A 26,155-nucleotide genomic window follows, 5' to 3' on the forward strand; every position below is an offset into this window, starting at 1 on the left:
ATAATTTGGTATTAAAAGTAGAAAAGATTTCAACTAAGTCACAAGATTTCAAGCAGATAAAGAGAGTTTATGAGGAAGTTTTTCCAAAAGTTGAACGAATTCCTTTGTGGTTATTGAAAATGAGAGCGAATGAAGGAAAAGCAGAATTTTGTAGTCTTTATGATGAAAATGAATGGGTTGGTTTCTTCTATACAATTTTGACAAAGAAATTAGCATATATCTTCTTTCTAGCAGTAGATCCTGATAGACAAGGCGATGGTTATGGTAGCCAAGCTCTTGAAGTAATCAAAGAACGTTATCAAGATTATACAATGGGATTAAGTTCTGAGAGACCTAGTCCAGAAGCTCCAAACAATGAGCAAAGAATTCGCCGTCAAAGCTTTTACGAACGTAATGGTTTTACAAAGGCTGGATTCTATAGTATAGAAAAAGGTGGGGTAAGATACGACTTTCTTAGTCCACAAGGCAAGGTTAAACCTAACTTATATGTTGATTTAATGGCTGAATTTTTCAAGCAAAGACAGGCTTATTATTTACCATTAAGAGTTGAAAAAGATGATGAATAATTAAAAAGCTGGTAGAAAATTTCTGCCAGTTTTTTATTCCCCAAAATACATAAAAGATAACATCAAATGTCACTTTATGACAACATTTAATTATCCGTTAAAAACTTATAAAATAAATGACAATTAGTTGTTTACAAGACAACGTGAGAGTGTTATTCTGGTCTCTAAATTGTAAAAATAAAAGAGGTGATTTAAGTTATGTCAATGAAAACGAAGGGCATATTATTAGCTGCTGGTGGAGCATCATTATGGGGAGGTTCAGGAGCAGCAGCCCAGCAATTATTCATGACACATGCAGTGACAACAGAGTGGTTAGTAGCTGTTAGATTATTAGGTGCAGGACTACTATTATTAATTTGGGGATTAATTAAGTCTTCAAAACAAATCAACGAAATTATTCATGATCGAAAAAATATGGCAATGGTTTTGGCATTCGCAATTTTCGGAGTTATGAATTCGCAATTATCTTATTTTTTTGCTATTAAATATAGCAATGCACCGACAGCGACAGTCTTACAATATTTACAGCCAGTATTGATCGTTTTATGGATGGCTTTTGGTCAGAAAATTAGACCAAGAAGAGTAGATGGAATTTCAATTGCTGTAGCATTAATGGGAACATTTTTGCTAGTAACTGGTGGTCGTTTAGATACACTAACTCTAACCCCAATTGCGTTAGCTTGGGGATTATGGAGTGCAGTTGCTGCTACATTATATACATTACTTCCAAGTGGATTGTTGAAAAAATACGATGCGATGGTAGTATGTGGGCTAGCGATGTTTGTTAGTGGAATTATTATGTTGCCATGGTTCTTAACAATGGAACAACCACATTTATCATTATTCAATATAGTGTTAGTGATCTATATTGTGGTATTTGGAACGATGTTTGCCTATACCTTATTTTTACAAAGTATTCGTTATATAGCACCATCCGTTACCGGAATTTTAAGTGCTTTTGAACCACTGATTGCGACAATTTTAGCTGTTACTTTATTAGGAACTAAATTATCAACAGCCGCAATTATTGGATCATTATTGATTATTTTAACAACAGTTATTCAAGCCGTACCATTTAATGTAATATGGCGAAGATTTAAAAGAGCCAAATAAAATAACGGAAAATTAAAAATGTTGAATTTGAACATAGGACCAATTTTTGAATTTCTGCAAAAATAAGCTAAAATTTGTAGAAATTAGAAAATTGGTCCTATCTTAAAATCGTAAAAAACAAAAATAAAGTCTTGAATCTATCCTCGTTGATAAATTCAAGACTTATTTTTATTGATTTAATTCTTCAGTTAATGCAATAACTTTATCGACCGTATCGTTTAAGAACTTGATAGTATTATGCAAAGATTCTGCAGTAGTAACATCAACTCCAGCAACTTTAGCTGCATCCATTGGTGCCTTTTGATCACCTAGAGAGATATATTCTAACCAACGATCAACAGCAGGTTGACCTTCTTCTAAAACTTTTAGATAAGCTTGAGTAGCAATTGTTAAGCCAGCAGAATAAGTGTAAGAATATAATCCCATGTAGTAGTGGGATTGACGCATCCAAGTTAGACCAGCATTTTCGTCAATATCTACAGCATCGCCCCAGAAACGTTTTTGAACATCCATTTTAATTTGAGTAAGTTTATCACCATCAAAAGTTTGACCATTTTCAACTAAAGTATAAACTTCACGTTGAAAAGCTGCTTCCAATAAGTGGGTGATAAAGTTATGGAAGTAAGTATTTGTTAGCATCGTAGTATATGCGAAACGTTTCATGCGAGGATCATCACTCTTTTGTTCCAATGAATGAGTTAATAATAATTCATTAAAAGTAGAAGGAGACTCGATTAAGTATAATGATGGTTCACTTGTTAAGATTGAATTATTTTCGTTAATCTTAATAAAGTTACCAGCGTGTCCTAATTCATGAATTAAAGTATAGACATCAGGTAAAACGCCAGTCCAAGACATCAAGATGTAAGGATGAAGACCGTATGGAGTTGTTTCAAAGCCACCAGATTCTTTACCGGCATTGGCAGGGAAATCTACCCAGCGTTCAGGGAAAGCTTTCAAAATCGCATTTTTATAATCTTCACCAAGTACGGAAACAGCTTCGCTAATATAGCCAGTAGCAGATTCTAAATCAGCTTTAGGTGCGAATTCAGGATCCAAGTCGATTTGTAAATCTGAGTAAAGCATCTTGTCTAAGCCATGTTCTTTTTGTAAAAGTTTAACGTATTTTTGCATAACAGGACCAAGTTCGTCGATAATAACATCAATTTGTCGGTCAAATGTTTCACGTGAAACTTCTTGATCTGATAACAAGTAATCAAAAACAGAATCATAGCCACGTAAATCAGCAAGTTTCTTTTCCTTGCTTACTTGAGTGTAATAATTAGCGGCAACTGTATTTTTATGTTTGCACAAAGTATCAGAGAAAATTTGGTGTGCCTTATGACGCACTTCAGGATTTGGATGATATTGATAAGTATTTTCATAAAGTACAAATGACATAGGATAAGTCTTGCCATCAACTTCAAAATCTTCCATATCCCAACCAGCAGCACGAGCTGTAGTATAGATACGCTCAGACGAGTTAAGTGTAGGACTTAATGTCGCTAAAGTTTTCTCTACTTCTGGTGATAATTGATGTGGTTTTTCAACTTTCCAATGACGAACAACAGGAGCAAATTGAGGTTCAATTTCTGCAACTTGATCAAGTAAAGACACTGGATTAGTTAGAACTTCAGTCTTGAAAAATGACAAATCAGCTGTAATTGTAGCTTGTAAATTATCATTTTCAACTAGCATCTGATTGTATTCAGGATTTGTCATATCTGTAGTTTGAGGTAGGAAAGCATAGTGTTCAATCCAACTAAGCTTTTGATAGATAGTTTCTAAATCATGTAAAGCAGCAATAATAATTTTAGCCTCAGTTAATTTAGAACGATAGTTATTTTGAAATTGTGTAACTAATTCTCTAACTGCTACCATATCTGCTTTCCAAGCTTTTTTATCTGGATAAATAGCGGTTAAATCCCATGTTTCATTAACTGGAACTTCACTTCTTTTTGGTAAAGCCATAACATCACCTCTAATAATTAATTAATGACAGTATAGCCGAGATTTTTTAAGTAAGCAATTTAAAACCATTGACGAAATAAAAATTAGGTGCTAGAATTGCTTACAATTAGTTAATAGACTTACATAGATGATAGGAGGAACACCAAAATGCGTGAATTTAATTCAGTTGAATTAAATACATGTTGTTGTGAAGCGTGTCAATTGCGCTTCACGTTTTTGGTGTGCCAATAATCTGTTTTAACAAGTAATTAGATTATAACCATAACTTATACGTAGAATCGTAATTGACACTAATCCAGTAAATTTGGGTTGGTGTCTTTTTTTATTAACTAAAATTAATTTGGAAGTGATGATAATGATTGTAAAAAGTGTCTATGAGTTGATAGGACAGACGCCTTTAATAGAGTTAGATGTGCCAGTAGCTAAAGGAAGTAGGATTTTAGCTAAGTTAGAGTCTTTTAATCCTGGTGGTAGTGTTAAGGATAGATTGGGAATATCTTTGATTGAAGCAGCATTAAAGAGAGGCGATATTGATAAAGATACGACAATTATAGAACCCACAGCTGGTAATACTGGAATTGGCTTGGCTTTAGCAACTCAAAAGTATCATTTAAAGACAATTTTGGTAGTACCAGAGCATTTCTCAGCTGAAAAACAAACTTTAATGAGAGCGTTGGGTGCTGAAATTATTAATACTCCTAGAGCTGAAGGCATGCAGGGAGCTTTGAGAAAAAGTCGCGAATTAGCTAATCAGATCGCTAATAGTTATATACCTAATCAATTTGAAAATAGTGATAATCCTGATGCTTATACTAGAGGATTGGGACAAGAAATTATAGATGACTTACAAGCAATTAATTTGAAATTAGATGCTTTTGTGGCAGGTGCAGGAACAGGGGGAACCTTTGCTGGAACGGCCGAAACATTACAAGCAGAGTATCCAGAGTTAACTTCAGTAGTAGTTCAACCAGAGGGATCAATTTTGGATAATCAACCTGAACATCCTCATCGGACAGAAGGAATTGGCGTTGAGAAAGTTCCACCTTTTTTCAAAAAAGTAAAGGTTGATGAAGTTCAAACCATCAGTGATGATGAAGCTTTTAATTATGTTAAACAAATGGCACAAGATCAAGGCTTGTTTATTGGCTCTTCATCTGGTGCAGCATTAGCAGCAAGCATGCATATGGCAGAAAAATTGCCAGCAAATTCAACTATTGTGACAATTTTTCCAGATTCTAGTGAAAGATATTTAAGTGAAAATATATACGATTAATCGGAGGTAAAGATAATGAAATTTGAAACAAAATTAATTCATGGCGGACAAAGTGAAGATCAAGCAACAGGAGCAGTATCAATCCCTGTATATCGTTCATCAACATTCCATCAATATGAGTTGGGTGGTAATCCTAAGTGGGAATACAGTCGTACAGGAAATCCTACACGTGCAGCCTTAGAAGCGTTGATTGCTGATTTAGAGGGTGGAGTAGCTGGATTTGCCTTTGCTTCAGGTTCAGCAGCAATTCATGCTACATTCTCTATGTATTCAGCTCATGATCATTTTATCGTAGGAAGTGACGTTTATGGTGGAACTTTCCGTTTGATAAATAAAGTGTTGAAACGATTTGGTTTAGAATTTACAGTTGTTGATATGCAAGATTTGGCAGCAATTGAAAATGCAATTCAAGATAACACAGTGGCAATCTACTTTGAAACACCAACTAATCCTTTGTTACAGATTGCAGATATTTCAGCTATTACAAAGATTGCTAAGAAACATAATTTAAAGACAATCGTTGATAATACTTTCGCAACTCCATACAACCAAAGACCACTTGAATTAGGTGCTGATATTGTAGTGCATTCGGCTACTAAATATTTAGGTGGACATAGCGATGTAGTAGCAGGTTTAGCAGTTACTAGCGACGAAGAAATCGCAGAAAAACTAGCATTTCTACAAAATTCAATCGGTAGTACATTAGGACCAGATGATAGCTGGTTGATCCAAAGAGGAATTAAGACATTAGGTGCTAGAATGAGAGTTCATCATGCTAATACTGAGGCTATAATTAAGTTTTTAGAAAATGATGGTCGCGTTGCAAGAATTCTTTATCCTGGTTTGCCTGACTTTCCTGGATATGAAGTTGCTAAGAGACAAATGGATCATTTTGGAGCGATGATTTCTTTTGAATTACAAGAAGGATTAGATACTAAAAAGTTTGTTGAAAGTTTGAAAGTAATTTCTCTTGCCGAAAGTTTAGGTGGAATTGAAAGTTTAATTGAAGTTCCATCAGTAATGACACATGGCTCAATTCCTAGAGAAATTCGTTTGGAAAATGGAATTAAAGATGAATTGATTCGTTTGTCAGTAGGAATTGAAGATGAAGAAGATTTGATTGATGATTTGAAACAAGCTTTGGATAAGATTGGATAATTATCAATTGAAATAGTAATGACAGAAGACATCTAAGTGTTGAAAGTATCACTTAGGTGTCTTTTTTAATTCTAATAATTTTATTTGACTAAAATTATAAAAAAATGTTAAATTAATTAAAAATATTCTTTTACATAGAAAAGAGGTCTTTATTATGACAACAAATTATATGAGTAACTATAGCTATGGCCCAGATTGTTTTAAAGAGATTCCAGAAGTTTTAGATAAATATAAAGTACATAAAATCGTTTTCATTGGTGGAGAAAAAGCATTAAAGAGTTCTCAAGAAGATGTGAAAAATGTTCTAGAAAGTAATGGATTCTATGTAACTGGAAGTTTTGTTTACGGAAAAAATGCAACTCAGTCTAATATAGATAAATTGGTAGAAAAATCTGAAGTTCAAGATGCAGATATAATTTTTGGTTTTGGTGGAGGTCGAGCATTAGACACTGTAAAGATGGTGGCAAAAGCTTTAGATAAGACTATTTTTACATTCCCAACAATCTGTTCAAATTGTTCAGCTGGGACTGCTATTGCTGTTTTGTATAAAGATGATGGTTCATTTGATAAGTATGGATATCCTGATGTTCCAGCACATGTTTTCATCAATACAAGTGTGATTGCTAAAGCACCGAAAGAATATTTCTGGGCAGGAGTAGGCGATGGTATTAGTAAGGCTCCTGAAGTAGAACATGCAGTAGCTGCAGCAGTTGAACGTGGTGTGGAATTGCCTCATACAGCAGTATTAGGTGCAGCAATTGCGGCTTCTTCTAAAGATGCTTTCTATAAGTATGGGGAACAAGGAATTAAAGATGTAGAGAATGGAACTGTAAGTAAGGCTATCGAAGAAGTAGCTCTGGATATTGTAGTTTCAACAGGTTATGCTTCGAACTTGGTAAATCAAGATGATTTTTACTATAATTCATGCCATGCTCATGCTTTCTACAATGCAACAACAGCGATTAAAAAGGAAAAAGAACCATTGCATGGACAAGTTGTTTCCTTTGGGGTAATGGTGCTACATGCTTATTTCAATGAGTTGGAGGAATTAAAGAAAGTAGCTGTTTTTAATAAAAAATTGGGATTGCCAGTAACATTGGAAGAAATAGGATTAAAGGTTAGCGATGCAGAAAAAATAACAGAACTTGCGATGCAAACTAATGAATATAAGCAGACCCCATTTGATAAGGAAAAATACATAGAAGCAATTAAATTGGCAGATAAGATGGGTAGTGAAAACGCCTAACATTTTTTCAAAGTGTAAAAATAGTCTATGAAAACACAAGCAAATTATTTTGTGTCCAACACATTTTGAATTATCATGAATTTAAAATGTGAGGTGTTCAAAATGAAAGAAACAAAAGAAGAATTGAGACAAAGAATTGGCGAAGAAGCTTACCAAGTTACACAAAATGCAGCAACTGAACGTGCTTTTACAGGTAAGTATGATGAATTTTTTAAAGATGGAATTTATGTAGATGTTGTTAGTGGAGAACCGCTATTTTCTTCTAAAGATAAGTATAATTCAGGCTGTGGCTGGCCTGCTTTTACTCAACCAATTAATAATCGCATGGTAACAAATCATGAAGATAATTCATTCGGGATGCATCGCGTAGAAGTTAGAAGTCGTCAGGCACAATCTCATCTTGGACATGTTTTTAATGATGGTCCACAAGATCGAGGTGGCTTACGATACTGCATAAATTCAGCCGCTTTACAATTTATTCCAGTTGCTGAATTAGATGAAAAGGGATACGGAGAGTATAAGAAATTATTTGAATAGTTTCGAGGTGTAAAAATAGTCTGAAAAAATAAAGAAATCTATTCTATTAATATTGTAATTTACTTTCGTTTGTATATTATTTGTGCTATATGTAATATACAAATGAGGTGATGATATGGCAAAAACAGTTACAACTACTATTAGATTAGATGAAGAACTTAAAAAAGAATTAACACATGACTTAGATATTATGAGATTGAACATAAATGCTTATTTTACAATGGCAGCCAAGCAATTGGTATTAAAGAAAAAAATACCTTTTGAAATTTCAACATCTAGTAATGATATTCCTAATGAGACAACAAGAAAAGCAATGATTTTAGCGGAAGCTAAAGAATTAGGGTTAATACCAGATGATAGTCCAAGATTTAGCAATGTTGATGATATGATGGAGTTCTTGGATGGAGAGTAATTTTGAACTAATCTTTGAACCGCAATTTACTAAGGATTATCGAAAGTTAAAAAAAGAGCATCCAGAACTTACACCTGACTTACGCGGAAGCTTTAAGAACTTTCGATGTATGGAATAGTTAATGAGATAAGTAAGCCACACACATTGAATAATAGAGGTGGCAATTATAATGGAAATCAAGAATACCATTTATCTAATGGAAAGGTAGATGTGTTAGTTATCTATAATCCACATAAAACCAATCCTGCTATAAGAATGATAAGGATTGGCACTCATAAAGACTTATTTCAGGGTGAATTGAAGTGATTCTCTTATGCGAAGAGGATATTTCAATAAAAAATCTCTCCAATACAACCCAAAAAAGACATTCAGAAAAATTCTGAATGTCTTTTACTTTAACTATAAATAACAACAGGTTCATATTGTTCGACATTGTCGTAAATTTGACTAATTTGTGCAGGTCGAACGTTAACACAACCATGTGATCCATCAGTTAGATAAGCTGTACTACTCCAGTTTTTACGCCAATCAGCATCGTGGAATCCACATCCATCTAAAGTAAATGGAGCCCAACGACTAACGGGACTTGCATAAGCACTGTTGTCGGCGTTTTTGCCTCGAAGTGTAGTATTAGTCTGTTTGTACATGATGTAGTACAAGCCAGTAGGAGTGTTGTAATTTCCATCGTTAGTACCAGTAACGACACTAAGTGAAGCTACTTGAGTACCATTCTTATATACCCATACGTGTTGTTGGGAGATAGAAACTTCAACGTAAGAATTACCGATACCACTGTTGGATGTAGTATTATATCCTAGACCATTTTCGGTATAACCTTCACCATAGATATCACTTTTGGCATTAAGGTTAGAATCACCTTTTTCAAAAGCAGTGGTGATAGATCTTGTAGCCTTAATAGGACTAAGAGCCCATCCATAGGTACCCTTATCTAAGGTAATTTCAGAACCACCAGTTGTTTTGAATTTGAGATTCTTATCGAGTGTACTTTGACTGTCGTTGATATCATCAATTTTCTTCTTTAAATTAGCAGCATCATATTCATATTTTCCATCTACAATTTTAGCGGAATTAATAACATCTTTAGCAGCTAAAGTATAAGTCTTATTTTGAACAGTGTAATTAACTTTTTGATCAGCTAATTTTTCTAATTTAGCTTTATCAGCTTGAACTTGCTTGCTATCAGCACTAATTGGTTGAGTGTAGACAGTAGTAAGTTTTATTTGATTATCGCTAAATTGCTTATCATATTCTTGCATAATTTTATTAACATCGTATTGATTACCTTTTTTAGCGTTAATAACATGGACAGAACCATTCTTTAACTCTGCATAGGCATCTTTAGGAGCTGTTCGACTAACGTTTAAACGTTCTAGTTCACTTTTAACAGCTGCACGCAATTCGTTTTTACGATAAGAGTAATCACTATCGCCTTTAGCCTGATAGTCGTAACTGCGACCAGATGGGAAAAGGCTGAATTGCTTGTCAAAAATCTCTTGAACCTTTTCTTGAGAAACAGCATTAGTTGAATTGGTAGAGTCACTACCTTTAACAAGTAATTTTTCCCCTAGATATACATTGTTATTTAATTTAGTTGTTTTAAGTTTTTGCGTAGCTTTAGCAACTGACATTCCTCCAACTTTAACACCATTAATTTCAATATTACGATTGAAATGTTGCTTTTGATAGAAGAATGAGCCACCACAGATAAGGACCACAGCGCCTAAACCTGCAGCTAGCCATTTAGTTCCCTTCTTAATAAAAATCACCCCATATAAAAACTATCTGTAAAACATAAAGTACACAATCTAATCTCTCTAATTAATATTATATACATTAAATTAACAATTTGTTAGTACAAAGTATTAAAATTCTGCGAAAAGCAGATTTTTTGACATTAATCTCTATAGGGACTATAATCTTTTTATTTCAAAAAAGTCTACACAAGGACTAATTTTAGTTTGAGGTGAGTATTACGAAAGATGAAGTCCAAACATTAACGTCAAGATTAGATTTATTGATTGCTAAAGGTGCTAGAGAATACAAGGATTGGAACCAAAAACATGGGTTAACTGATTATCGTAGTGTGATTTTATATGAGTTACTTTTACATACGAGATTAACTCAAAAACAAATTGTAGAAAGAACTAATCTCCCTAAACAATCAATTAATAAAGGAATCTTACAACTAAGAGATGAAGGTTATCTTACTTTAGAACAAGATGAAAAGGATAATCGAGTAAAATATTGTTTTTTAACAGAGGAAGGTGAGGAGTATGCGAGGGTAAAAATCCAACCATTACTAGATATTGAAGAAAAAATTATTATGAAAATGGGAAAAAAGAAAATAGAACAATTAAATGAATTACTAGAAGAATGGAATTTAAATTTCAAAAAATACAAAGATGAAGAATGAGAGGTAAGAAGATGCAGATTTTGATGGCACATTTTAAGAACTATAAAAAAGAAGTTCTTAGTGCAATTATTTCAATTTTTATTGTCGCATTTGTCGCGGTTTGGCAACCGAGATTACTGCAATATGTGCTGACTGCAATAGTGCAAGACAATCAAGTAGAAGTTAGAAACTACGGAATTCAATTAATAATTTTGGCTCTTGTGGGGATTATCGCTGGGATTGTTAATGTCTACTCGGCTGCTAGAGTGGCACAGGGTGTAACCAGTGATTTGCGTGAAGAAGTGTACACGAAGATTCAAAATTTTTCTTTTGGAAATATTGAGAAATTTTCCACTGGTAGCTTAGTGGTACGTCTAATTAATGATATGAACCAAGTTACTAATATGATTATGACCATATTTATGCAAGTTTTCCGGGTACCTTTAATTTTAGTTGGTGCTTTTATTTTGGGAATAATAACCGTTCCTCGCTTATGGTGGCTAGAAGTTCTGATGGTTGTCTTAATCATGGGAATAACGGCAATTATTTTCAAAAAGCTGGGATCTTTATTCGATAAAGTCCAAAATTTAATGGATAAGATCAATACGCAGGCTAAAGAAAATTTACAAGGTGTCCGTGTAGTTAAATCTTTTAATCAAGAGGGACAAGAGATTAATAAATTTAATCAAACTTCCGATACGTTAAATAACGTTAATTTAAAGATAGGGTACCTTTTTTCAACGGTTATTCCATCATTTGAATTAATTGCGTATGTTATTATTGCGGCTGCGATTTACTTAATCGGTGGTTCAATTCTCGAACATCCAAGTGATATTGCAGTGATTAGTTCCTATGTAACATATATTATGCAACTATTGTATGCCATTATGATCGGTAGCTTTGTAATGTCTATTTTCGCTCGTGGGGGCGTTTCTTTAAAACGTATTAAAGAAGTTCTTGAGACTCAACCTGATGTTGTCTTTAAAGATGATATACCTGCAGAAGAACTGGATGGGGATGTTGAATTTGACAATGTTACTTTTGCTTATCCAGATGCAGACAAACCAATCTTAAAGAATATCTCTTTTAAAGTTAAATCAGGCGAAATGGTGGGAATTGTTGGTGCGACTGGTTCAGGGAAATCTAGTTTAGCTCAATTATTGCCACGTTTATACGATCCAACTGAAGGAACAGTTAGGATTGGCGGACATGATTTACGTGATGTGAATGAGAAGTCATTACGTGATACTGTGTCGTATGTTTTACAAAGAGCAATTCTATTTTCAGGTACAATTGCTAGCAATTTGCGTCAAGGAAAAGCCGACGCTACTAATTATGAATTAGAGCGTGCATCGCAAATCGCACAAGCACAAGAATTTATCAGTCGTTACAAAGATACTTTTGATCACGAAGTAGAAGAACGTTCATCTAACTTTTCAGGTGGACAGAAACAACGTCTTTCAATAGCTAGAGGTGTAGTTGGAAAACCTAAGATTTTAATTTTAGATGATTCAACTTCAGCTCTAGACGCTAAATCTGAAAAGCTAGTTCAAGAGGCTTTAGAAAAAGAATTAAAAGATACGACAACATTTATTATTGCTGAAAAGATTGTGTCAGTAATGAATGCAGATAAGATTATTGTTTTGGATAATGGTAGATTGGTGGCTCAGGGAACTCATCAAGAATTACTAGAAAATTCACCAATTTATCAAGAAATTTATGCAACTCAAAAAGCACGAGAAAAGGCAGGTGATATCATTGAGTGATACTAGAAAATCGTTAAGATACTTTATTAAGTATTTAAGACCTTACTGGAAAGGAATTACGCTGGTAGTGCTATTTACAATCATTTTTACGTGGGCGCAAGTTGAAGCTCCACATTACTTAGGTTTGGCACTTACAGCATTAACAAAATATGTAGAACAGTATTTCAATCCAGCTACTAGGGCAACAGCATCAATGGATGATTTCTACCAAGCTTTGAAATTAATGCTGATTTTCTTTATTTTAAACGCGATTATCATGCTATTTACATGGGTTATTACCTCAAGATTTAATGCTCATTCAACTAATAATATGCGTGAAAACTTATTTAGTAAGTTGCAGAAGATGACAATTAAGTATTTTGATACGCATCAAGATGGAAAGATATTGTCATTGTTTAACTCAGATTTGGATAATATCTTTAATGCGATGAACAATGCGGTATTTGAAGTTATTTCGCAAACAGCACTGTTTATTGGAACGATATGGATGATGTTCAGAATTGATGTTAGATTAGCTTTAGTAACAGTGGCCTCAACTCCATTTGTTGTAGTTTTGAGTTGGATAATTATGAGAAAGGCACGCAAGTATTTAGATGCTCAACAAGATGAAATTAGTAATCTAAATGGCTACATTAATGAACAAATTAATGGTCAGAAAGTAATTATCACAAATGGGTTACAAGAAGAATCAGTTGAAGGATTTAAAGTTTACAATAAAAAAGTTCGCGATGCGATGTTTAAAGGACAATTCTATTCCGGAATTCTTTTCCCAATGATGCAAGGTCTATCAGTATTGAACCTATCTATTGTGATTGCGATGGGTTCATTATGGGTGGTTGACGGAACTTATAGTAGAGCAGTTGGTTTAGGGTTAATTGTGACTTTCGTACAGTATTCACAGACTTATTTCCAACCTTTAACTCAGTTAACTTCTATTTATTCCATGATCCAATTAGCACTGACAGGTGGTAGACGTCTAGCAACAATTGAAGAACAAGCTGAAGAAAATCAAGTTCCAACAGGACAAGAACTTAAGTCACTTGAAAAAGGAGTTAAGTTAGAAGATGTTCACTTTGGATACAATGAAAACAAGGAAATTTTGCATGGAATTAATATTTCTGTGAATAAAGGTGAGTCAGTGGCATTAGTTGGTCCAACTGGTTCTGGGAAAACTACCGTAATGAACCTATTGAACCGTTTCTATGATGTTACAGGTGGAAAAGTAACTTTTGATGATGTAGATGTCAGAGATTTAACTTTAGAATCACTTCGTAATAATGTAGGAATTGTTTTACAGGATTCAATTCTCTTTTCAGGAACTGTGGCAGATAATATTAAGTATGGCAAACCAAATGCCAGCCAAAAAGAAATAGAAGAAGCGGCTAAACAAGCTAATATTCATGATTTTATTATGACTCTACCACAAGGATATAATACTGAAATTAACGATGAAAATTCCGTCTTTTCAACTGGTCAGAAGCAGTTAATTTCAATCGCAAGAACAATATTAACTAATCCACCATTCTTGATTTTGGATGAGGCAACCTCAAACGTTGATACTGTAACTGAAGAAAAGATCCAAAAGGCGATGGATGCAGTGATTGCTGGTAGAACAAGTTTTGTGATTGCGCATAGATTAAAGACTATTATTAATTCTGATAAGATTGTGGTATTGAAGGATGGTAAAGTCTTAGAAGAAGGCAATCATGAAGAATTATTGAAAGAAAAAGGTTTCTACTATAATCTATACACAAACCAGATGGCATTTGAATAAAATGAAAAGATAGGTATGGACGAGTTTCCATGCCTATTTTTTAGTTATAAATTTTATTGTTAAAAGGATTATTTTAGTATAGACTAAATGTTATGAATGAATAGATAGGGGTATAAAAATGAAGAAAAAACTATTTAAAACATTATTACTTTTAAGTATTGTGACATTTTCAGGGAGTTTATTGAGTGCGTGTGGTAAAGACGATTCTCAAAATACAAGCGTAAAAAGGACTAAAAAGATATCTACCACAACTTCTTCAGAAGATAAATCAAAAGAAAAAGTAGCAAGCAGTAGTGAAGAAAGTACAAGTAGTATTGAAAGTAGTTCTAGTGAGGATGAGAATAATAGCTCATCTGATGTAGAAAATACAGACTATGGAAAAGTTACTACAATAAAAGAAAGAGAAACTAATAAGCAAATTACACAAGGTGACTTATCTATAGTTATAAAAAATGTAAAGATATTAAAATATGAAGCTAAAGATAGAGATCAATTAGATTCAGCAAATTTTGAAAATGTAAAGAATCCGTACTATGTTGTTCAATTTAGTTATGATATAACAAATAATAGTAATAAGAAATTGGATTTATTAGGGGTCTCAGCAGTAGATGTAGATTCAAAAGAGCTAGGACAAATAATAACTTTGCATGATAATGAAGATATTGATGATGCTGATATACCAATTAGAGTAAATCCAGGAGTTACAAAAACTGTTACATGTCAAGGATTATTGAAAGAAGATATGCTTGGTTCACTAAACAAATTATCCGTAACATTTGGTGAAGTAGAAGATAAAGATTATAATACTGTTACTGAAGAAGCAGATCCAACTTCTGTAGATATTAACTAAGAGAGATGAGGCTTAGATGAATTTTTGTATTTTTTGTGGAAATAAGTTGATTGGGAATGAAGTGTTTTGCCCCAAATGTGGTAAAAGACTAGATAATATTCATATTGAAGTTCCTGTAAAAAAATTAATTCAAGACGAACTAAAGGATATTAAGAAGTCTTCACTTAATGAAGAAAAAGAATTCGTGAATGAAAAAAATACTCTAAAAGATAAAACTAAGAATCATACAGTAAAAGAAATACAGAATGTAACAAGAGATAGCTCAATAGAAGATAAAGAGATGTCTGTATTAACAGATGAACGAGAAATAGTAGAGGATCCGCAAAATATAGCGATAAAAAGAGATAATTTTGAAACTAAAAATCATATAGTAGAAGAAAAACAAAGTATTGAAAAAGATAATTCAGTAAAAAACAATGATATATCTGTATCGCCAGATAAGCAAGAAAAGGTAGAAAAACTACAAAATACAACTATTGAAGAAAATAAAGATGAAGTTAAAGATTATATAGTAAAAAAGGGTCAAAATACAGTAGAGAGTACTTCGAATAGAAAGGGAAGTATACAAACTTCAAGAGATGATAAAATTTCTACTTTTAGTAATATAAAAAATGATAAGCCAAAAAATATAGACAAAGTAGATAATTTGATGGTGGATTCTTCTATAAAGAAAAGTTCAGATACAGGAAGATTGTCTACTAATACTCGAATATATCTAGGTAAAAGACTTACAGGAAATAAGAAAATATATTGGGAGTATGGTAATCCACAACTACCTAATAAGCATATGCTTGTTACAGGAAAATCTGGACAAGGTAAAACATATTTCTTGCAGACTATTATGTGGGAATTAAGTAAGAATAAAGTTAGTTCTTTAGTAATAGATTACACAGATAGTTATTTAAATAATGAGTTAGATGATGACTTTAAAAATAAAATGGGTAAAAAATTAAAAGAAGTTATTGTATATCAAGAAAAACTCCCTATAAATCCTTTTAAGATACAAAAGAGATTTTTGCCAGGATTAGTATTAACAGAAACTCCTGAAGATATGGTAGATAGAATTATTGAAGTTCTTGATTTTATTTTTCATTTAGGAATTCAACAAAAGTCACTAGCTAGAAGAATTATGTTGAAGGGATATAAAAATAATCCTACTGATTATACATTGACCCAGTTTAAGGAACAGCTATTAGAAACAAATTCTGGTGAAAATGTCTACAGTAGAATGTCTGTCTTACTAGATAGAGATCCTTTTACATATCAAAGTTCATTTGATTGGTCTAAGGTATTTAATTATGAAGGTACTGTTACAATATTGCAGATGGTGCAGTATCAAAGACAAATACAAAATACAATGATAGAATTTTTGTTATGGGATTTATTTTATCATTCTCAAACTAAAAAGGATGGAACAATTTATCCTATATTTTTGGATGAGATACAAAATCTTAATTTTTCATCATCATCGCCAACAGTAAAAATTCTAAGAGAAGGTAGAAAGTTTGGATGGTCTGGAATTTTTGCTACACAAGCAATGAGTAGTATAAAAGGTGAAGTAGATGCTCTATATAATGCAGCAGAACAAATACATTTCTTGCCACCAGAAGATCAAGTATCATCACTAGCAGGCTATATAGCACCTAATGCTAAAGAAAAGAACATATTTGAAGCAAGATTAACAAGGTTAAAGAAGGGTCAGTGTATAATGAGTGGACCAATTTTAGACACTGACTTAGACACAAAAAATCTAATTAATACTAACAAAATGATAAGTATCGATTCATTTGAAAATAGATAAGAATTAAGTAATATGCTATTTGAAATAGAGTGAAAAAGTATAATCAAAAATCGTCAAAGATTTCGTTATTCAAAACGTATCTTTGACGATTTTTTAATCTTGAAAATTATTTTACTTTTTCTAAAATAATTTTTTGATAAGTATTTTTATTAAATATGGAACTATTAGCAACTCCTGGAATATAACCAAGTATTTTAACTTTTGCTGTGTAAGTTCCATCATTGTACTGTAAATCTTTTAGAAAGATAGTAAGGGTATGGTCACCGATAACTTCACTAATATATAAATAGTCATCAGTTACAGTATATTTAGAATTTAATCCTTCATAAAACACACCTTTTTCAGCAGATGATTTGGCATCAACTAATGAAACTGTTTTAGTTTTATCATCTATGCTAAAGTATAGGTTTTTAACTTTGCTTTCAGAATTAATAGCAGATACTTTAAAAGTAGGTTCGTCTTGTAAAAATTGATTAAAGGATGGAGAACTATTTAAAGAGAAAAATATAAAAATAAGAATCAAAATGACAATAGTCCAAATAACTTTGCCTTTCTTGCTTTTAATACTGAATGCAGGTAAAAATTTTTTTAATGGATTGAAAAGTACATGTGGAGATAAGAAATATTTTTTACTCTTAGAGCTGGTGTTGACTGTTTTCTTGATTTCTGAACCACAATAAGCACAGAATTCAGCATTTTCAGGTAATTTAGTACCACATTTATCACAAGTAATCATAATCATGCTCCCCCTTAGATATAGTATAATTATACGAATAAGGTAAAGGAGTAGCAATAAATTTTTTAGATTATAAGCTTAGCTATGATATAGTAGAAAATGTAAAACGGTAACAAAGGAATGGAAATTAATATGGATATTAAATTAATTGCGATTGATATTGATGGAACTTTAGTAAATTCTAAAAAAGAACTAACTGCTGGCGTAAAAGCAGCAATTGAAAAGGCGAAAGCACAAGGAATTAAAGTGGTTATTTGTACAGGAAGACCACTGCCAGGAGCGTTGAAATTATTAGCAGAATTAGGTTTGGATAATGATGATAACCAATATGTAGTTAGTTTTGGTGGTGCAGTAGTCCAAAGTACAAGTGGAAAAGTAATTTATCATCAAGGGCTTACGTATGAAGATTTCGTTGATTTAGAAGCTATTGCACGTAAAATGAATCTTCATTTCCAAGTGATCAGTCCTGATAGAATTTATACATGCAACAAGGATATTGGTTACTACACTTTATATGAAGCAAATCTTGTATCAATGGGCATTTCCTACCGTACACCTGATGAATTAAAAGATGTGCCTTTGATCAAGGGAATGTTTATTGATGAACCAGAAATTTTAGATCCAGCCATCGCAGATCGTACTTATTTCGGACAATTGGAAGATAGACTAGAATTCACCAAAACAGCGGCTTTCTATTATGAAGCATATACAAAAGGTGTAAGTAAAGGAAATGCAGTAGCTAAGTTATGCGAAGAATTAGGTTTAACGGCTGAAAATGTAATGGCAATTGGTGACGAAGAAAACGACATTTCGATGATTGAATTTGCGGGAATCGGAGTAGCGATGGAAAACGCAGTTCCAGCAGTTAAGGAAGCCGCTAATGAAATAACAGTCGACAATGATCATGACGGAGTAGCGAAAGTTATTGAAAAATTTGCGTTGAAATAATGTAGGAGGTTTTTACAGTAGATGAACGAAGATAAGAATGTCGAGTATAAAAGTAAACTAACTAAAAAAGTTAAGAATGAAATTGTTAGTTTTCTAAATACTGATGGAGGGACTATATATCTAGGAGTAGATGATAAAACTCGAAAAAGTTTGGGAGTAGATGAAGATACAAAACATGAATGGGAAGAAACTGTTAATAGATGGTACACAGAAGCTTTTTATCCAACACCTTTTAGTTTAATAGATATTGAGCCGAATAATGAAATTTTTGCTATTAAAGTTAAGGCAGGTAGACATAAGCCTTATGCAATTGCTAGTGAAGGTTTTACATCAAAAGGAGTATACATAAGATACGGAAGTTCAGCTGTTAGAGCGACTAATGAACAAATAAAAAGAATGTTGCAACAAAATAATGGAAATGATGAGTTTGATTCAGAAATGTCCTATATTCAAGATCTAACATTTGACGAATTACAAAAACGTTCAGCATTAAAAGAAATTGAGTTCAATATAAAAGCTTTACATATGCTTAAAATGCCAGATACTTATAATAATGCTGCATTTTTAGTTAGTGATCAAAATACTACTGTTACAAAAGTAGCTATTTATCAAGGAACAAATGTAATGAAATTTAAAGACAAGCGTGAAATAACAGGTGCTCTTACCTCTCAAATTGATGAATTACTATACTATATTAATTTAAATAATTATATGGAAGTTAAAATCGATGGAAATCCTCGACGACATGAAACAAAGAATTACCCAGAAGCAGCTATCCGTGAGGCAGTTGTCAATGCTTTTGCACATAGAGACTATATGTTACATTCTACAATTAAAATTGAAATATTTGATGATCGAATGGAAATCCTTTCTCCAGGTGGAATTCCAGATGGATTAACATTGGAAGAAGTGAAAGATGGAATGACGGCTGTACGCAATCCTCAACTCGTCCACATTCTTGATAAACTAAAATACATTGAAAATTATGGAACTGGAATTCGTCGTATGTATGAGGCATATAGTGGGACGGATAAATTACCAGAATTTGAAGTTAGACCGAATTCTTTTAAAGTGGTACTACCAAATGTAAATTGGAGAAAGAAGCAAGTGGATAAGTCAGATAAAAAGAATAACGTAAATGAAGAGACGGTTCTTTTTATATTGGAAAAAAATGGAAAACAGACACGAAAAGAGCTACAACAAGCATTAGAAACAACACCTTACCATGTAAGAAAGTTACTAAATGAACTTATTGAACAAGGAAAAGTAAAGAAGATAGGAAAATCTGTCAATACTCGATACGAAAAGCGTTAAAAAGCGTTAAAAAGCGTTAAAAAGCGTTAAATTTGACGCTTTTTTAACGCTTTTTTTGGTTAAACTATATATATTTAATTTTTTATAATGATTAACAAAACCGAATTCAGGTAATTTTTTGTTAGATGACAAATTATAGGTTATAATTAAGAATGGTACAGAATGAGGAATTTGTTCTGTTTATAAGATGTCTGCTAAAACTAGTAGACAGGAGGTATTAAACTATGAAAAAGATACTTGTAGTAGATGATGAAAAACCCATCTCAGATATAGTGAAGTTTAATTTAACCAAAGAAGGTTATGATGTTTATACAGCCTATGATGGTGAAGAAGCTTTACAACAAGTTAAAGAAGTAGAACCAGACTTAATTTTACTTGACTTGATGTTGCCAAAAATTGATGGCTTAGAAGTAGCTCGTGAAGTTCGTAAGACACATGACATGCCAATCATTATGGTAACAGCCAAGGATTCTGAAATTGATAAGGTTCTAGGTTTGGAATTAGGTGCAGATGACTATGTAACTAAACCTTTCTCTAACCGTGAATTAGTAGCTCGTGTTAAAGCCAATTTGCGCCGTCAATCAGCAGTAGCCGCAAAGTCTTCCGCTGAAGATGACAAGAATTCTGAAATTACTGTTGGTGATTTGACAATTCATCCAGAAGCATACACTGTGTCTAAGAATGGTCAAAGAATTGAATTAACTCATCGCGAATTTGAGTTATTACATTACTTAGCTCAACATCTAGGTCAAGTTATGACGCGTGAACATTTGTTACAAACAGTTTGGGGATATGACTACTTTGGTGATGTGCGTACTGTGGACGTAACAGTTCGTCGTTTAAGAGAAAAGATTGAAGATAATCCTAGTCGTCCAACTTGGTTAGTGACACGTCGTGGTGTAGGTTATTATTTACGCAATCCTGAAGTTGAATAGGTGGTAAGGAATGATAGAGGCAGAAAATATGAATAAAAAAGTTCGCTTCTTCCATTCAATCCATTTTAAAATAGCCCTTGTATTTGCATTGTTATTACTAATAACTTTTCAAATTGTTGGGGCTATATTTGTTAGACAACTAAAAAATGATAATTTAAAATCTTTCAAACAACGAGTGGAATTGTCTACTTATGTTGAAAATTCATTAATAGTTGCTTTGAGTAGGACGGATACAGAAGGGGCTAACACTAAAATTAAGAACATCTTAGATGATATTAATAACGCTAATATTCAAGAAGTTCAAGTAATAGATGCGAAAGGCACTATCAGGGGAGATAGTGATGTAAATAGTCGTTCTTTAATCGGGCAAAAGACAACAAATAGTGCAGTTAAAGGCGTGCTTTATACAGGTCGTACATATACAGAAACGACTTATAATCGGAATGATAATAAGCAATATTACATTTCAATCACACCTTTGCTGAATGTATCGAGTAATAATAACGCTGTTGTTGGGGCAATTTATACTCGGGCAGATATGGCGAGTGTATATGACTCGGTAAATAACGTTGTAGTGATCTTTGCTTCTGCTTCGTTAATTGCGATTGTTATCGGTATGTTTTTAGCGATCATTGTTTCAAGTTCGATTACTAAGCCAATCGAAGAAATGAAGCGGCAAACAGCTAGGATTGCACGTGGAGATTACTCAGGACACGTACATCAATATGGAAATGATGAATTAGGTCAATTAGCACAAGCTGTAAATAATTTATCAATTCGTGTTGAAGAAACTCAGGAGCTTTCTGAATCAGAAAGAAGAAGATTGGACAGTGTGCTATCGCATATGTCTGACGGTGTGATTGCGACTGATAGACGTGGTGGGATAACGATTGTTAATGATATGGCGATGAATTATCTCGATATTTCTGAAGGCGAAGTATTAGGTAAGTCAATCTTAGATATTTTGGATATTCGTAACCAATATACGTTAAGAGATTTGCTAGAAAAACAAGATGAAGTTGTCCTTGATATGTCAGGTGAAAAAGACTTAATCTTGAATGCCTATTTCTCAGTTATTCAAAGAGAATCTGGCTTTATTTCTGGGATTGTCTGCGTGCTACACGATGTTACGGAACAACAAAAGATTGATAGAGAACGTAAGCAATTTGTTTCTAACGTTTCCCACGAATTGCGTACACCTTTGACAAGTATGCGCAGCTACATTGAAGCGTTGAATGATGGTGCTTGGAGAGATGAAAAAGTTGCTCCAGAATTTTTGAAGGTTACACAAGATGAAACTGACAGAATGATACGTATGATTAATGATTTGCTAAGCTTATCAAGAATGGATTCTGGAACTGTAAAATTAGATCTAGAATTAGTCAATATCAATGGGCTAGTAAATTATATTCTGGATCGTTTCGACATGATGTTGAAGAAAGATAAGATTGATACGCGAGATATTAAGACTAAGAATTACACGATTAAACGTGATTTTACTAAACGTGATTTATGGGTAGAGTTAGATACCGATAAATTCATTCAAGTGGTCGACAATATCATGAATAATGCGATTAAGTACTCTCCTGATGGTGGGGTAATTACTTGTCGCTTATTGGAAACACATAATAATGTAATTCTAAGTATCAGTGACCAAGGTCTAGGAATTCCAAAGAAAGATCTAGGTCATGTCTTTGATCGTTTCTTCCGTGTTGATAAAGCACGTTCAAGAGCTCAAGGAGGAACTGGTTTAGGATTAGCGATTTCTAAAGAAGTAATCGAACTTCATCATGGTCGCATTTGGGTAGATAGTGTAGAAGGTAAAGGTTCAACATTCTATATTTCTTTACCATATGAAGAATATAGTGAGGAGGATTTGTGGGATGAAAATTAGGACATGGATGTTACATCTGGGTTTAATTTTGACCGTTGTTATCAGTATTGCTTTTACCTGGTTAATCTGGTTTAATCCTACTACCTTCTTTCAAAATGTTGGACGTACACCAGTTGATACAAGCAGTGGTGTAACGAATGATTCAAATAAAAGGCTAGATGATGTATATACTCCAACGAGCTTGATGTATAACGAAACTACTACTAAGAAATATCAGTATTTCAATTATCATTCAGATATTACTAATCAAGCTAAAAAGATTATGAATAGAGTTGAAATAACATCATTAAAAACCGTAGCTAAGCAGAATGTTCCTAAATATTTGGCCACAGTTAATCAAAGTCATAGTTTGATTTTGAATTACCCAGATGTATTGCCAATAAAGTATGTGTGCATCTTGTTTGATAAGGCACCTAAAAAGATTGCTGAAAATAAAGAAAATGTCGATCAGATTATTATTCCAACTGGTAATTCAGGAAATACAATTTATTTTCTAAATAGTAAGAAACAAAATATTTATAAAGTAAGTGTGAAAAATCTGAATGTTAAATCTTTAATGGCATTGACTAAAGACAAGCATACTCAGTCAGTAGCGACTGCTTTGGAAAATATAGGTGATGGCTATCGTTGGACATATCCGCAAGGGGTAAAATTAAACGAATATAGCTATCTAATCAATAAAGAATCTGCTGGTAATATGGTGGCTAAATTGTTGGGAGCTAATACTTCAGCGACAATTACAACCAAGCAACAAGATGGTAAGACGGTTTATTCTGATGACGCTAATCAGAGGATGACAGTTGATAATAAACATGGTGAAGTCGAATATATCAATTATGATAGTAATGATAAAAATAAGCCAAAAGTCAGCTTTAGTAAGACTTTGGAGATTAATCTGGCCAAGCTTAATTCTCTAGGAGTTACATTAGATGATGTTAGGTATTCGAATTATGAGAGTAAGACTGGCGAAGTAATTTATCGTAACTATATTGCAGGATTTCCAATTGTTTCAGAGTATAATTATGGAACTTATAGCTTACAAAATGTTACTTCAAATGGGCAAAGATTTATGTTCTCTTTATATGGTTTACAAGTGCCATTGCCAAACACTAATAAGCAAAAGACACTACCATCAACGAGTGATATTTTAAATCGCTTATCGAGCATAGGTTATAGTTCTAATCGTGTAAAAGCTATAAAAATTGCATACTCTTGGCAACGTAATGATAGTTCAAGTCAAGTCGTGGATCTGGTGCCAACTTACCTAATAAAGGTTGATGGCAGATGGATTGATTATGAACAGCTATTTCAAAATTTTGGAAAGTAGGTGAATGAAGTATGAATTTTAGACGAATTGAGTGGATATTCTTTCTAGCTTTCATAGTTCTCGATATCTTTTTGATATTTACCTACTTTCAACAAAATTGGTCTGTAGTATCAATAAAGAATTCTAACCAAGGTGCTAATGAAACGATTATGAAGAGTATCCGGAATGATCAGATCGAAATAAATCCGATATTGTCGAATCGAGCTAGTGAAGGATATTATCTTGCAAGTCCTAATAGCGATGATTTGAAGAATAAAGCTGATACTGATTTGCGCTACGTTACCTGGACATATAATGATCATAAATTGACGGGTGATTTTACCACGTTAATTAAAATAAATGATAGCGACAATCCACAAAAAACTTTAAATTCAGTAGTTGATGATACGAGTTTGATAATTCATGGAAAAGACTATGCATACTCTAAAGAATTATCAAGTAAAAATACTATTGTTTATACGCAAATGGTGCATGGAAAGCCAATCTATACACCTGAGGGTCAATTAAGATTTACGGTTAAAAGTGGCTATGTTGTAGGTTATACTCAACGTCATCTCGCTAAGATACATCAATTAAGAGAAGTGAAGAAGACGATTAGCCAGAGACGAGCAGTTATTTTGTTGTATCAATATAACAAAATTCCAGCTAATTCAACGGTTAAATGGGTGAAACTAGGTTATACGAAGTTATTGACAGCAAACAATAATACAATTTTAATTCCAACATGGAATGTGAAGATTAAGAATGATTCATCTGGAATTGTGCAATATCGACGCTTAAATGCGTTTACTGGTGCAATTATGGATGATTAGTGAGAAAATAGGACTAGGAAATTTCTTAGTTCTATTTTTTTAGCACAATTTAGCGGAAGAAGGTAGAGTTGTGGAACGTAAAGAATTATTTGCATATATCGCTGAACATTATCAAGTAAACCCGGAATATTTATGGAAGAAAAATCCTAATTATGCAGTTCTTAGACATCGCCACAACCGTAAATGGTTTGCGATTGTTATGGATGTTGAAGCAGAAAAATTAGGATTAAAAGGTACTCAGTTAGAAGAAATTATAGATTTAAAATTAGAGCCAGAATTAATTGAGAAGAAGGATATTTACCTGCATATCACATGAATAAGCAACATTGGATTAGCGTACAATTGAAAAAAGTAGCTCCAGAACAGATATTAAAGTTGTTAGAAATGAGCTATAAATTCACAAAATAAAGCGATTAACTTTAAAAAAGAAGACTAAATTGTTATTATTATCGTTGGAAACTAATTAGGGAGATTTTAGATTTGGAAGATCAAGGAATGAAAATCAGCGTTTTAGCAAGCGGAAGTACTGGTAATGCTACATATATTGAAACACCTAAGAGTAAAGTACTAGTAGATGCAGGTTTATCTGGGAAAAAGATCGAAGAATTGATGAATTCAATTGGTAGAACTTTGAAGGATGTAGATAGCTTATTAGTAACGCATGAACATAGCGATCATATCAAGGGTGTAGGTGTTTTGGCCAGAAGATATGGCATGAATATTTACGCTAATCAAGGAACTTGGGACGCAATGAGTGCGAAAATTGGCAAAGTTCCTTTGGAGCAAAAGCATATTTTTGATATGGGGAAGACTTTGAGTATTGGCGATGTTGATATTGAAAGTTTTGGTGTATCACACGATGCCGCTGAACCTCAATTTTATGAGTTACATCACGGAAAATCTTCATTTGCGATTGTTACAGATACTGGCTATGTCCCAGATAGTGTAGCTGGTGTGATTAATAATGCTGAAGCTTATCTATTTGAATGTAATCATGATACAGAAATGTTGCGGATGGGACCATACTCCTGGTCATTGAAACAAAGAATTATGAGTGATACAGGGCACTTGTCGAATGATGATGGGGCTGCAGCTTTGATGGATGTTTTGGGAAATAATACTAAGAAAATATTCTTGGGACATCTAAGTCAGGAAAATAATGTTAAGGCATTAGCGCATGTCACAGTAGAAGATATCATGAAAGAACACGATTTAGCGGTTGGTCATGACTTTGAAATTTGTGATACAGATCCTAAACAAGCCACTCCATTAATCCAATTATAAAGAAAGTTTTTTAGAGAAAATTAAT

The 26,155-nt window shown here is 33.1% G+C and carries 26 protein-coding genes; 23 read left to right on the forward strand and 3 right to left on the reverse strand.

All coding sequences use genetic code 11. The features are described 5' to 3' along the window. Positions 1 to 5 precede the first annotated feature (5 nt). Positions 6 to 566 (forward strand): GNAT family N-acetyltransferase, encoded by a 561-nt coding sequence (locus tag FC55_RS04480; RefSeq protein WP_003701450.1) that lies wholly within the window; start codon positions 6 to 8, stop codon positions 564 to 566. Between the two features lie 198 nt (positions 567 to 764). After that, complete coding sequence (locus FC55_RS04485) at positions 765 to 1,679, forward strand: DMT family transporter (protein ID WP_014568015.1); 915 nt, start codon at positions 765 to 767, stop codon at positions 1,677 to 1,679. Positions 1,680 to 1,847: 168 nt separating this feature from the next. Here the strand turns inward: FC55_RS04485 and pepF are convergent, their stop codons facing one another. Continuing rightward, on the reverse strand, positions 1,848 to 3,650 hold the full coding sequence (gene pepF, locus FC55_RS04490; RefSeq protein ID WP_003701453.1) for an oligoendopeptidase F: 1,803 nt from the start codon (positions 3,648 to 3,650) through the stop codon (positions 1,848 to 1,850). A 355-nt stretch (positions 3,651 to 4,005) separates the two neighbouring features. Between pepF and FC55_RS04495 the strand changes: the two genes are divergently transcribed. From FC55_RS04495 to FC55_RS04525, 7 genes are all read left to right on the forward strand, one after another. Continuing rightward, a complete protein-coding gene (locus tag FC55_RS04495; protein ID WP_003701454.1) occupies positions 4,006 to 4,923 on the forward strand; it encodes a PLP-dependent cysteine synthase family protein in 918 nt (305 codons plus the stop codon). A gap of 15 nt (positions 4,924 to 4,938) precedes the next feature. Beyond that, the gene (locus tag FC55_RS04500) at positions 4,939 to 6,081 is read left to right on the forward strand and encodes a trans-sulfuration enzyme family protein (protein WP_003701456.1); all 1,143 of its coding nucleotides are present in this window, start codon (positions 4,939 to 4,941) and stop codon (positions 6,079 to 6,081) included. A gap of 154 nt (positions 6,082 to 6,235) precedes the next feature. Then, on the forward strand, positions 6,236 to 7,327 hold the full coding sequence (locus FC55_RS04505) for an iron-containing alcohol dehydrogenase family protein (protein WP_003701457.1): 1,092 nt from the start codon (positions 6,236 to 6,238) through the stop codon (positions 7,325 to 7,327). A 102-nt stretch (positions 7,328 to 7,429) separates the two neighbouring features. After that, complete coding sequence (msrB, locus tag FC55_RS04510) at positions 7,430 to 7,864, forward strand: peptide-methionine (R)-S-oxide reductase MsrB (protein ID WP_035150302.1); 435 nt, start codon at positions 7,430 to 7,432, stop codon at positions 7,862 to 7,864. Positions 7,865 to 7,979: 115 nt separating this feature from the next. After that, positions 7,980 to 8,276: a type II toxin-antitoxin system RelB/DinJ family antitoxin gene (locus FC55_RS04515; protein ID WP_003701459.1), complete on the forward strand. Its 297-nt coding sequence runs from the start codon at positions 7,980 to 7,982 to the stop codon at positions 8,274 to 8,276. After that, the gene (locus FC55_RS04520; RefSeq protein ID WP_003701460.1) at positions 8,266 to 8,394 is read left to right on the forward strand and encodes a hypothetical protein; all 129 of its coding nucleotides are present in this window, start codon (positions 8,266 to 8,268) and stop codon (positions 8,392 to 8,394) included. Before FC55_RS04515 ends, FC55_RS04520 begins: the two co-directional genes overlap by 11 nt. Then, entirely contained in the window at positions 8,382 to 8,582 is a 201-nt protein-coding gene (locus FC55_RS04525; RefSeq protein ID WP_003701461.1) for a type II toxin-antitoxin system YafQ family toxin, read from the forward strand. The genes FC55_RS04520 and FC55_RS04525 overlap by 13 nt, the downstream gene beginning before the upstream one ends. Positions 8,583 to 8,671: 89 nt before the next feature. On the opposite strand, the gene FC55_RS04530 is transcribed toward FC55_RS04525, so the two are convergent. Continuing rightward, a complete protein-coding gene (locus FC55_RS04530) occupies positions 8,672 to 10,063 on the reverse strand; it encodes a L,D-transpeptidase family protein (protein ID WP_003701462.1) in 1,392 nt (463 codons plus the stop codon). A 197-nt stretch (positions 10,064 to 10,260) separates the two neighbouring features. Here FC55_RS04530 and FC55_RS04535 point away from each other — a divergent pair, with 197 nt between their 5' ends. The 5 genes from FC55_RS04535 (at position 10,261) to FC55_RS04555 (ending at position 16,880) form a co-directional block, all read left to right on the forward strand. Beyond that, a complete protein-coding gene (locus tag FC55_RS04535; RefSeq protein ID WP_003701464.1) occupies positions 10,261 to 10,710 on the forward strand; it encodes a MarR family winged helix-turn-helix transcriptional regulator in 450 nt (149 codons plus the stop codon). Positions 10,711 to 10,721: 11 nt separating this feature from the next. Beyond that, on the forward strand, positions 10,722 to 12,455 hold the full coding sequence (locus FC55_RS04540; protein WP_035150305.1) for an ABC transporter ATP-binding protein: 1,734 nt from the start codon (positions 10,722 to 10,724) through the stop codon (positions 12,453 to 12,455). Next, on the forward strand, positions 12,448 to 14,229 hold the full coding sequence (locus FC55_RS04545) for an ABC transporter ATP-binding protein (RefSeq protein WP_035150314.1): 1,782 nt from the start codon (positions 12,448 to 12,450) through the stop codon (positions 14,227 to 14,229). The genes FC55_RS04540 and FC55_RS04545 overlap by 8 nt, the downstream gene beginning before the upstream one ends. A gap of 118 nt (positions 14,230 to 14,347) precedes the next feature. Beyond that, complete coding sequence (locus FC55_RS04550; RefSeq protein WP_003701467.1) at positions 14,348 to 15,079, forward strand: hypothetical protein; 732 nt, start codon at positions 14,348 to 14,350, stop codon at positions 15,077 to 15,079. Positions 15,080 to 15,095: 16 nt separating this feature from the next. After that, the gene (locus FC55_RS04555; RefSeq protein WP_003701468.1) at positions 15,096 to 16,880 is read left to right on the forward strand and encodes a helicase HerA domain-containing protein; all 1,785 of its coding nucleotides are present in this window, start codon (positions 15,096 to 15,098) and stop codon (positions 16,878 to 16,880) included. Positions 16,881 to 16,986: 106 nt separating this feature from the next. Here FC55_RS04555 and FC55_RS04560 read toward each other — a convergent pair whose 3' ends face one another. After that, on the reverse strand, positions 16,987 to 17,616 hold the full coding sequence (locus tag FC55_RS04560; protein WP_035150317.1) for a zinc ribbon domain-containing protein: 630 nt from the start codon (positions 17,614 to 17,616) through the stop codon (positions 16,987 to 16,989). A gap of 132 nt (positions 17,617 to 17,748) precedes the next feature. On the opposite strand from FC55_RS04560, the gene yidA reads away from it, so the two are divergent. The 9 genes from yidA (at position 17,749) to FC55_RS04600 (ending at position 26,130) form a co-directional block, all read left to right on the forward strand. After that, on the forward strand, positions 17,749 to 18,564 hold the full coding sequence (gene yidA, locus FC55_RS04565; RefSeq protein ID WP_080739297.1) for a sugar-phosphatase: 816 nt from the start codon (positions 17,749 to 17,751) through the stop codon (positions 18,562 to 18,564). A gap of 21 nt (positions 18,565 to 18,585) precedes the next feature. After that, the gene (locus tag FC55_RS04570; protein WP_003701472.1) at positions 18,586 to 19,878 is read left to right on the forward strand and encodes an ATP-binding protein; all 1,293 of its coding nucleotides are present in this window, start codon (positions 18,586 to 18,588) and stop codon (positions 19,876 to 19,878) included. A 224-nt stretch (positions 19,879 to 20,102) separates the two neighbouring features. Beyond that, entirely contained in the window at positions 20,103 to 20,813 is a 711-nt protein-coding gene (yycF, locus tag FC55_RS04575; RefSeq protein ID WP_003701473.1) for a response regulator YycF, read from the forward strand. A gap of 28 nt (positions 20,814 to 20,841) precedes the next feature. Then, positions 20,842 to 22,707 (forward strand): cell wall metabolism sensor histidine kinase WalK, encoded by a 1,866-nt coding sequence (gene walK / locus FC55_RS04580; protein ID WP_035150320.1) that lies wholly within the window; start codon positions 20,842 to 20,844, stop codon positions 22,705 to 22,707. Next, positions 22,697 to 24,034, forward strand: a complete 1,338-nt coding sequence (locus FC55_RS04585; RefSeq protein ID WP_003701475.1) for a YycH family regulatory protein — start codon at positions 22,697 to 22,699, stop codon at positions 24,032 to 24,034. Before walK ends, FC55_RS04585 begins: the two co-directional genes overlap by 11 nt. Positions 24,035 to 24,045: 11 nt before the next feature. After that, on the forward strand, positions 24,046 to 24,846 hold the full coding sequence (locus tag FC55_RS04590) for a two-component system regulatory protein YycI (protein WP_003701476.1): 801 nt from the start codon (positions 24,046 to 24,048) through the stop codon (positions 24,844 to 24,846). A 70-nt stretch (positions 24,847 to 24,916) separates the two neighbouring features. Then, a complete protein-coding gene (locus FC55_RS04595; RefSeq protein ID WP_003701477.1) occupies positions 24,917 to 25,162 on the forward strand; it encodes an MmcQ/YjbR family DNA-binding protein in 246 nt (81 codons plus the stop codon). Continuing rightward, positions 25,159 to 25,254 carry an MmcQ/YjbR family DNA-binding protein gene (locus FC55_RS10290; protein WP_229104164.1) on the forward strand — a complete coding sequence of 32 codons (96 nt, stop codon included), beginning with the start codon at positions 25,159 to 25,161 and terminating at the stop codon, positions 25,252 to 25,254. The genes FC55_RS04595 and FC55_RS10290 overlap by 4 nt, the downstream gene beginning before the upstream one ends. 72 nt (positions 25,255 to 25,326) lie before the next feature. Next, positions 25,327 to 26,130 carry an MBL fold metallo-hydrolase gene (locus tag FC55_RS04600; RefSeq protein ID WP_003701478.1) on the forward strand — a complete coding sequence of 268 codons (804 nt, stop codon included), beginning with the start codon at positions 25,327 to 25,329 and terminating at the stop codon, positions 26,128 to 26,130. The last annotated feature ends 25 nt before the right edge of the window (positions 26,131 to 26,155 follow it).

The sequence above is a fragment of the Ligilactobacillus salivarius DSM 20555 = ATCC 11741 genome, assembly GCF_001435955.1.
GTDB classification, from domain to species: Bacteria; Bacillota; Bacilli; order Lactobacillales; family Lactobacillaceae; genus Ligilactobacillus; species Ligilactobacillus salivarius.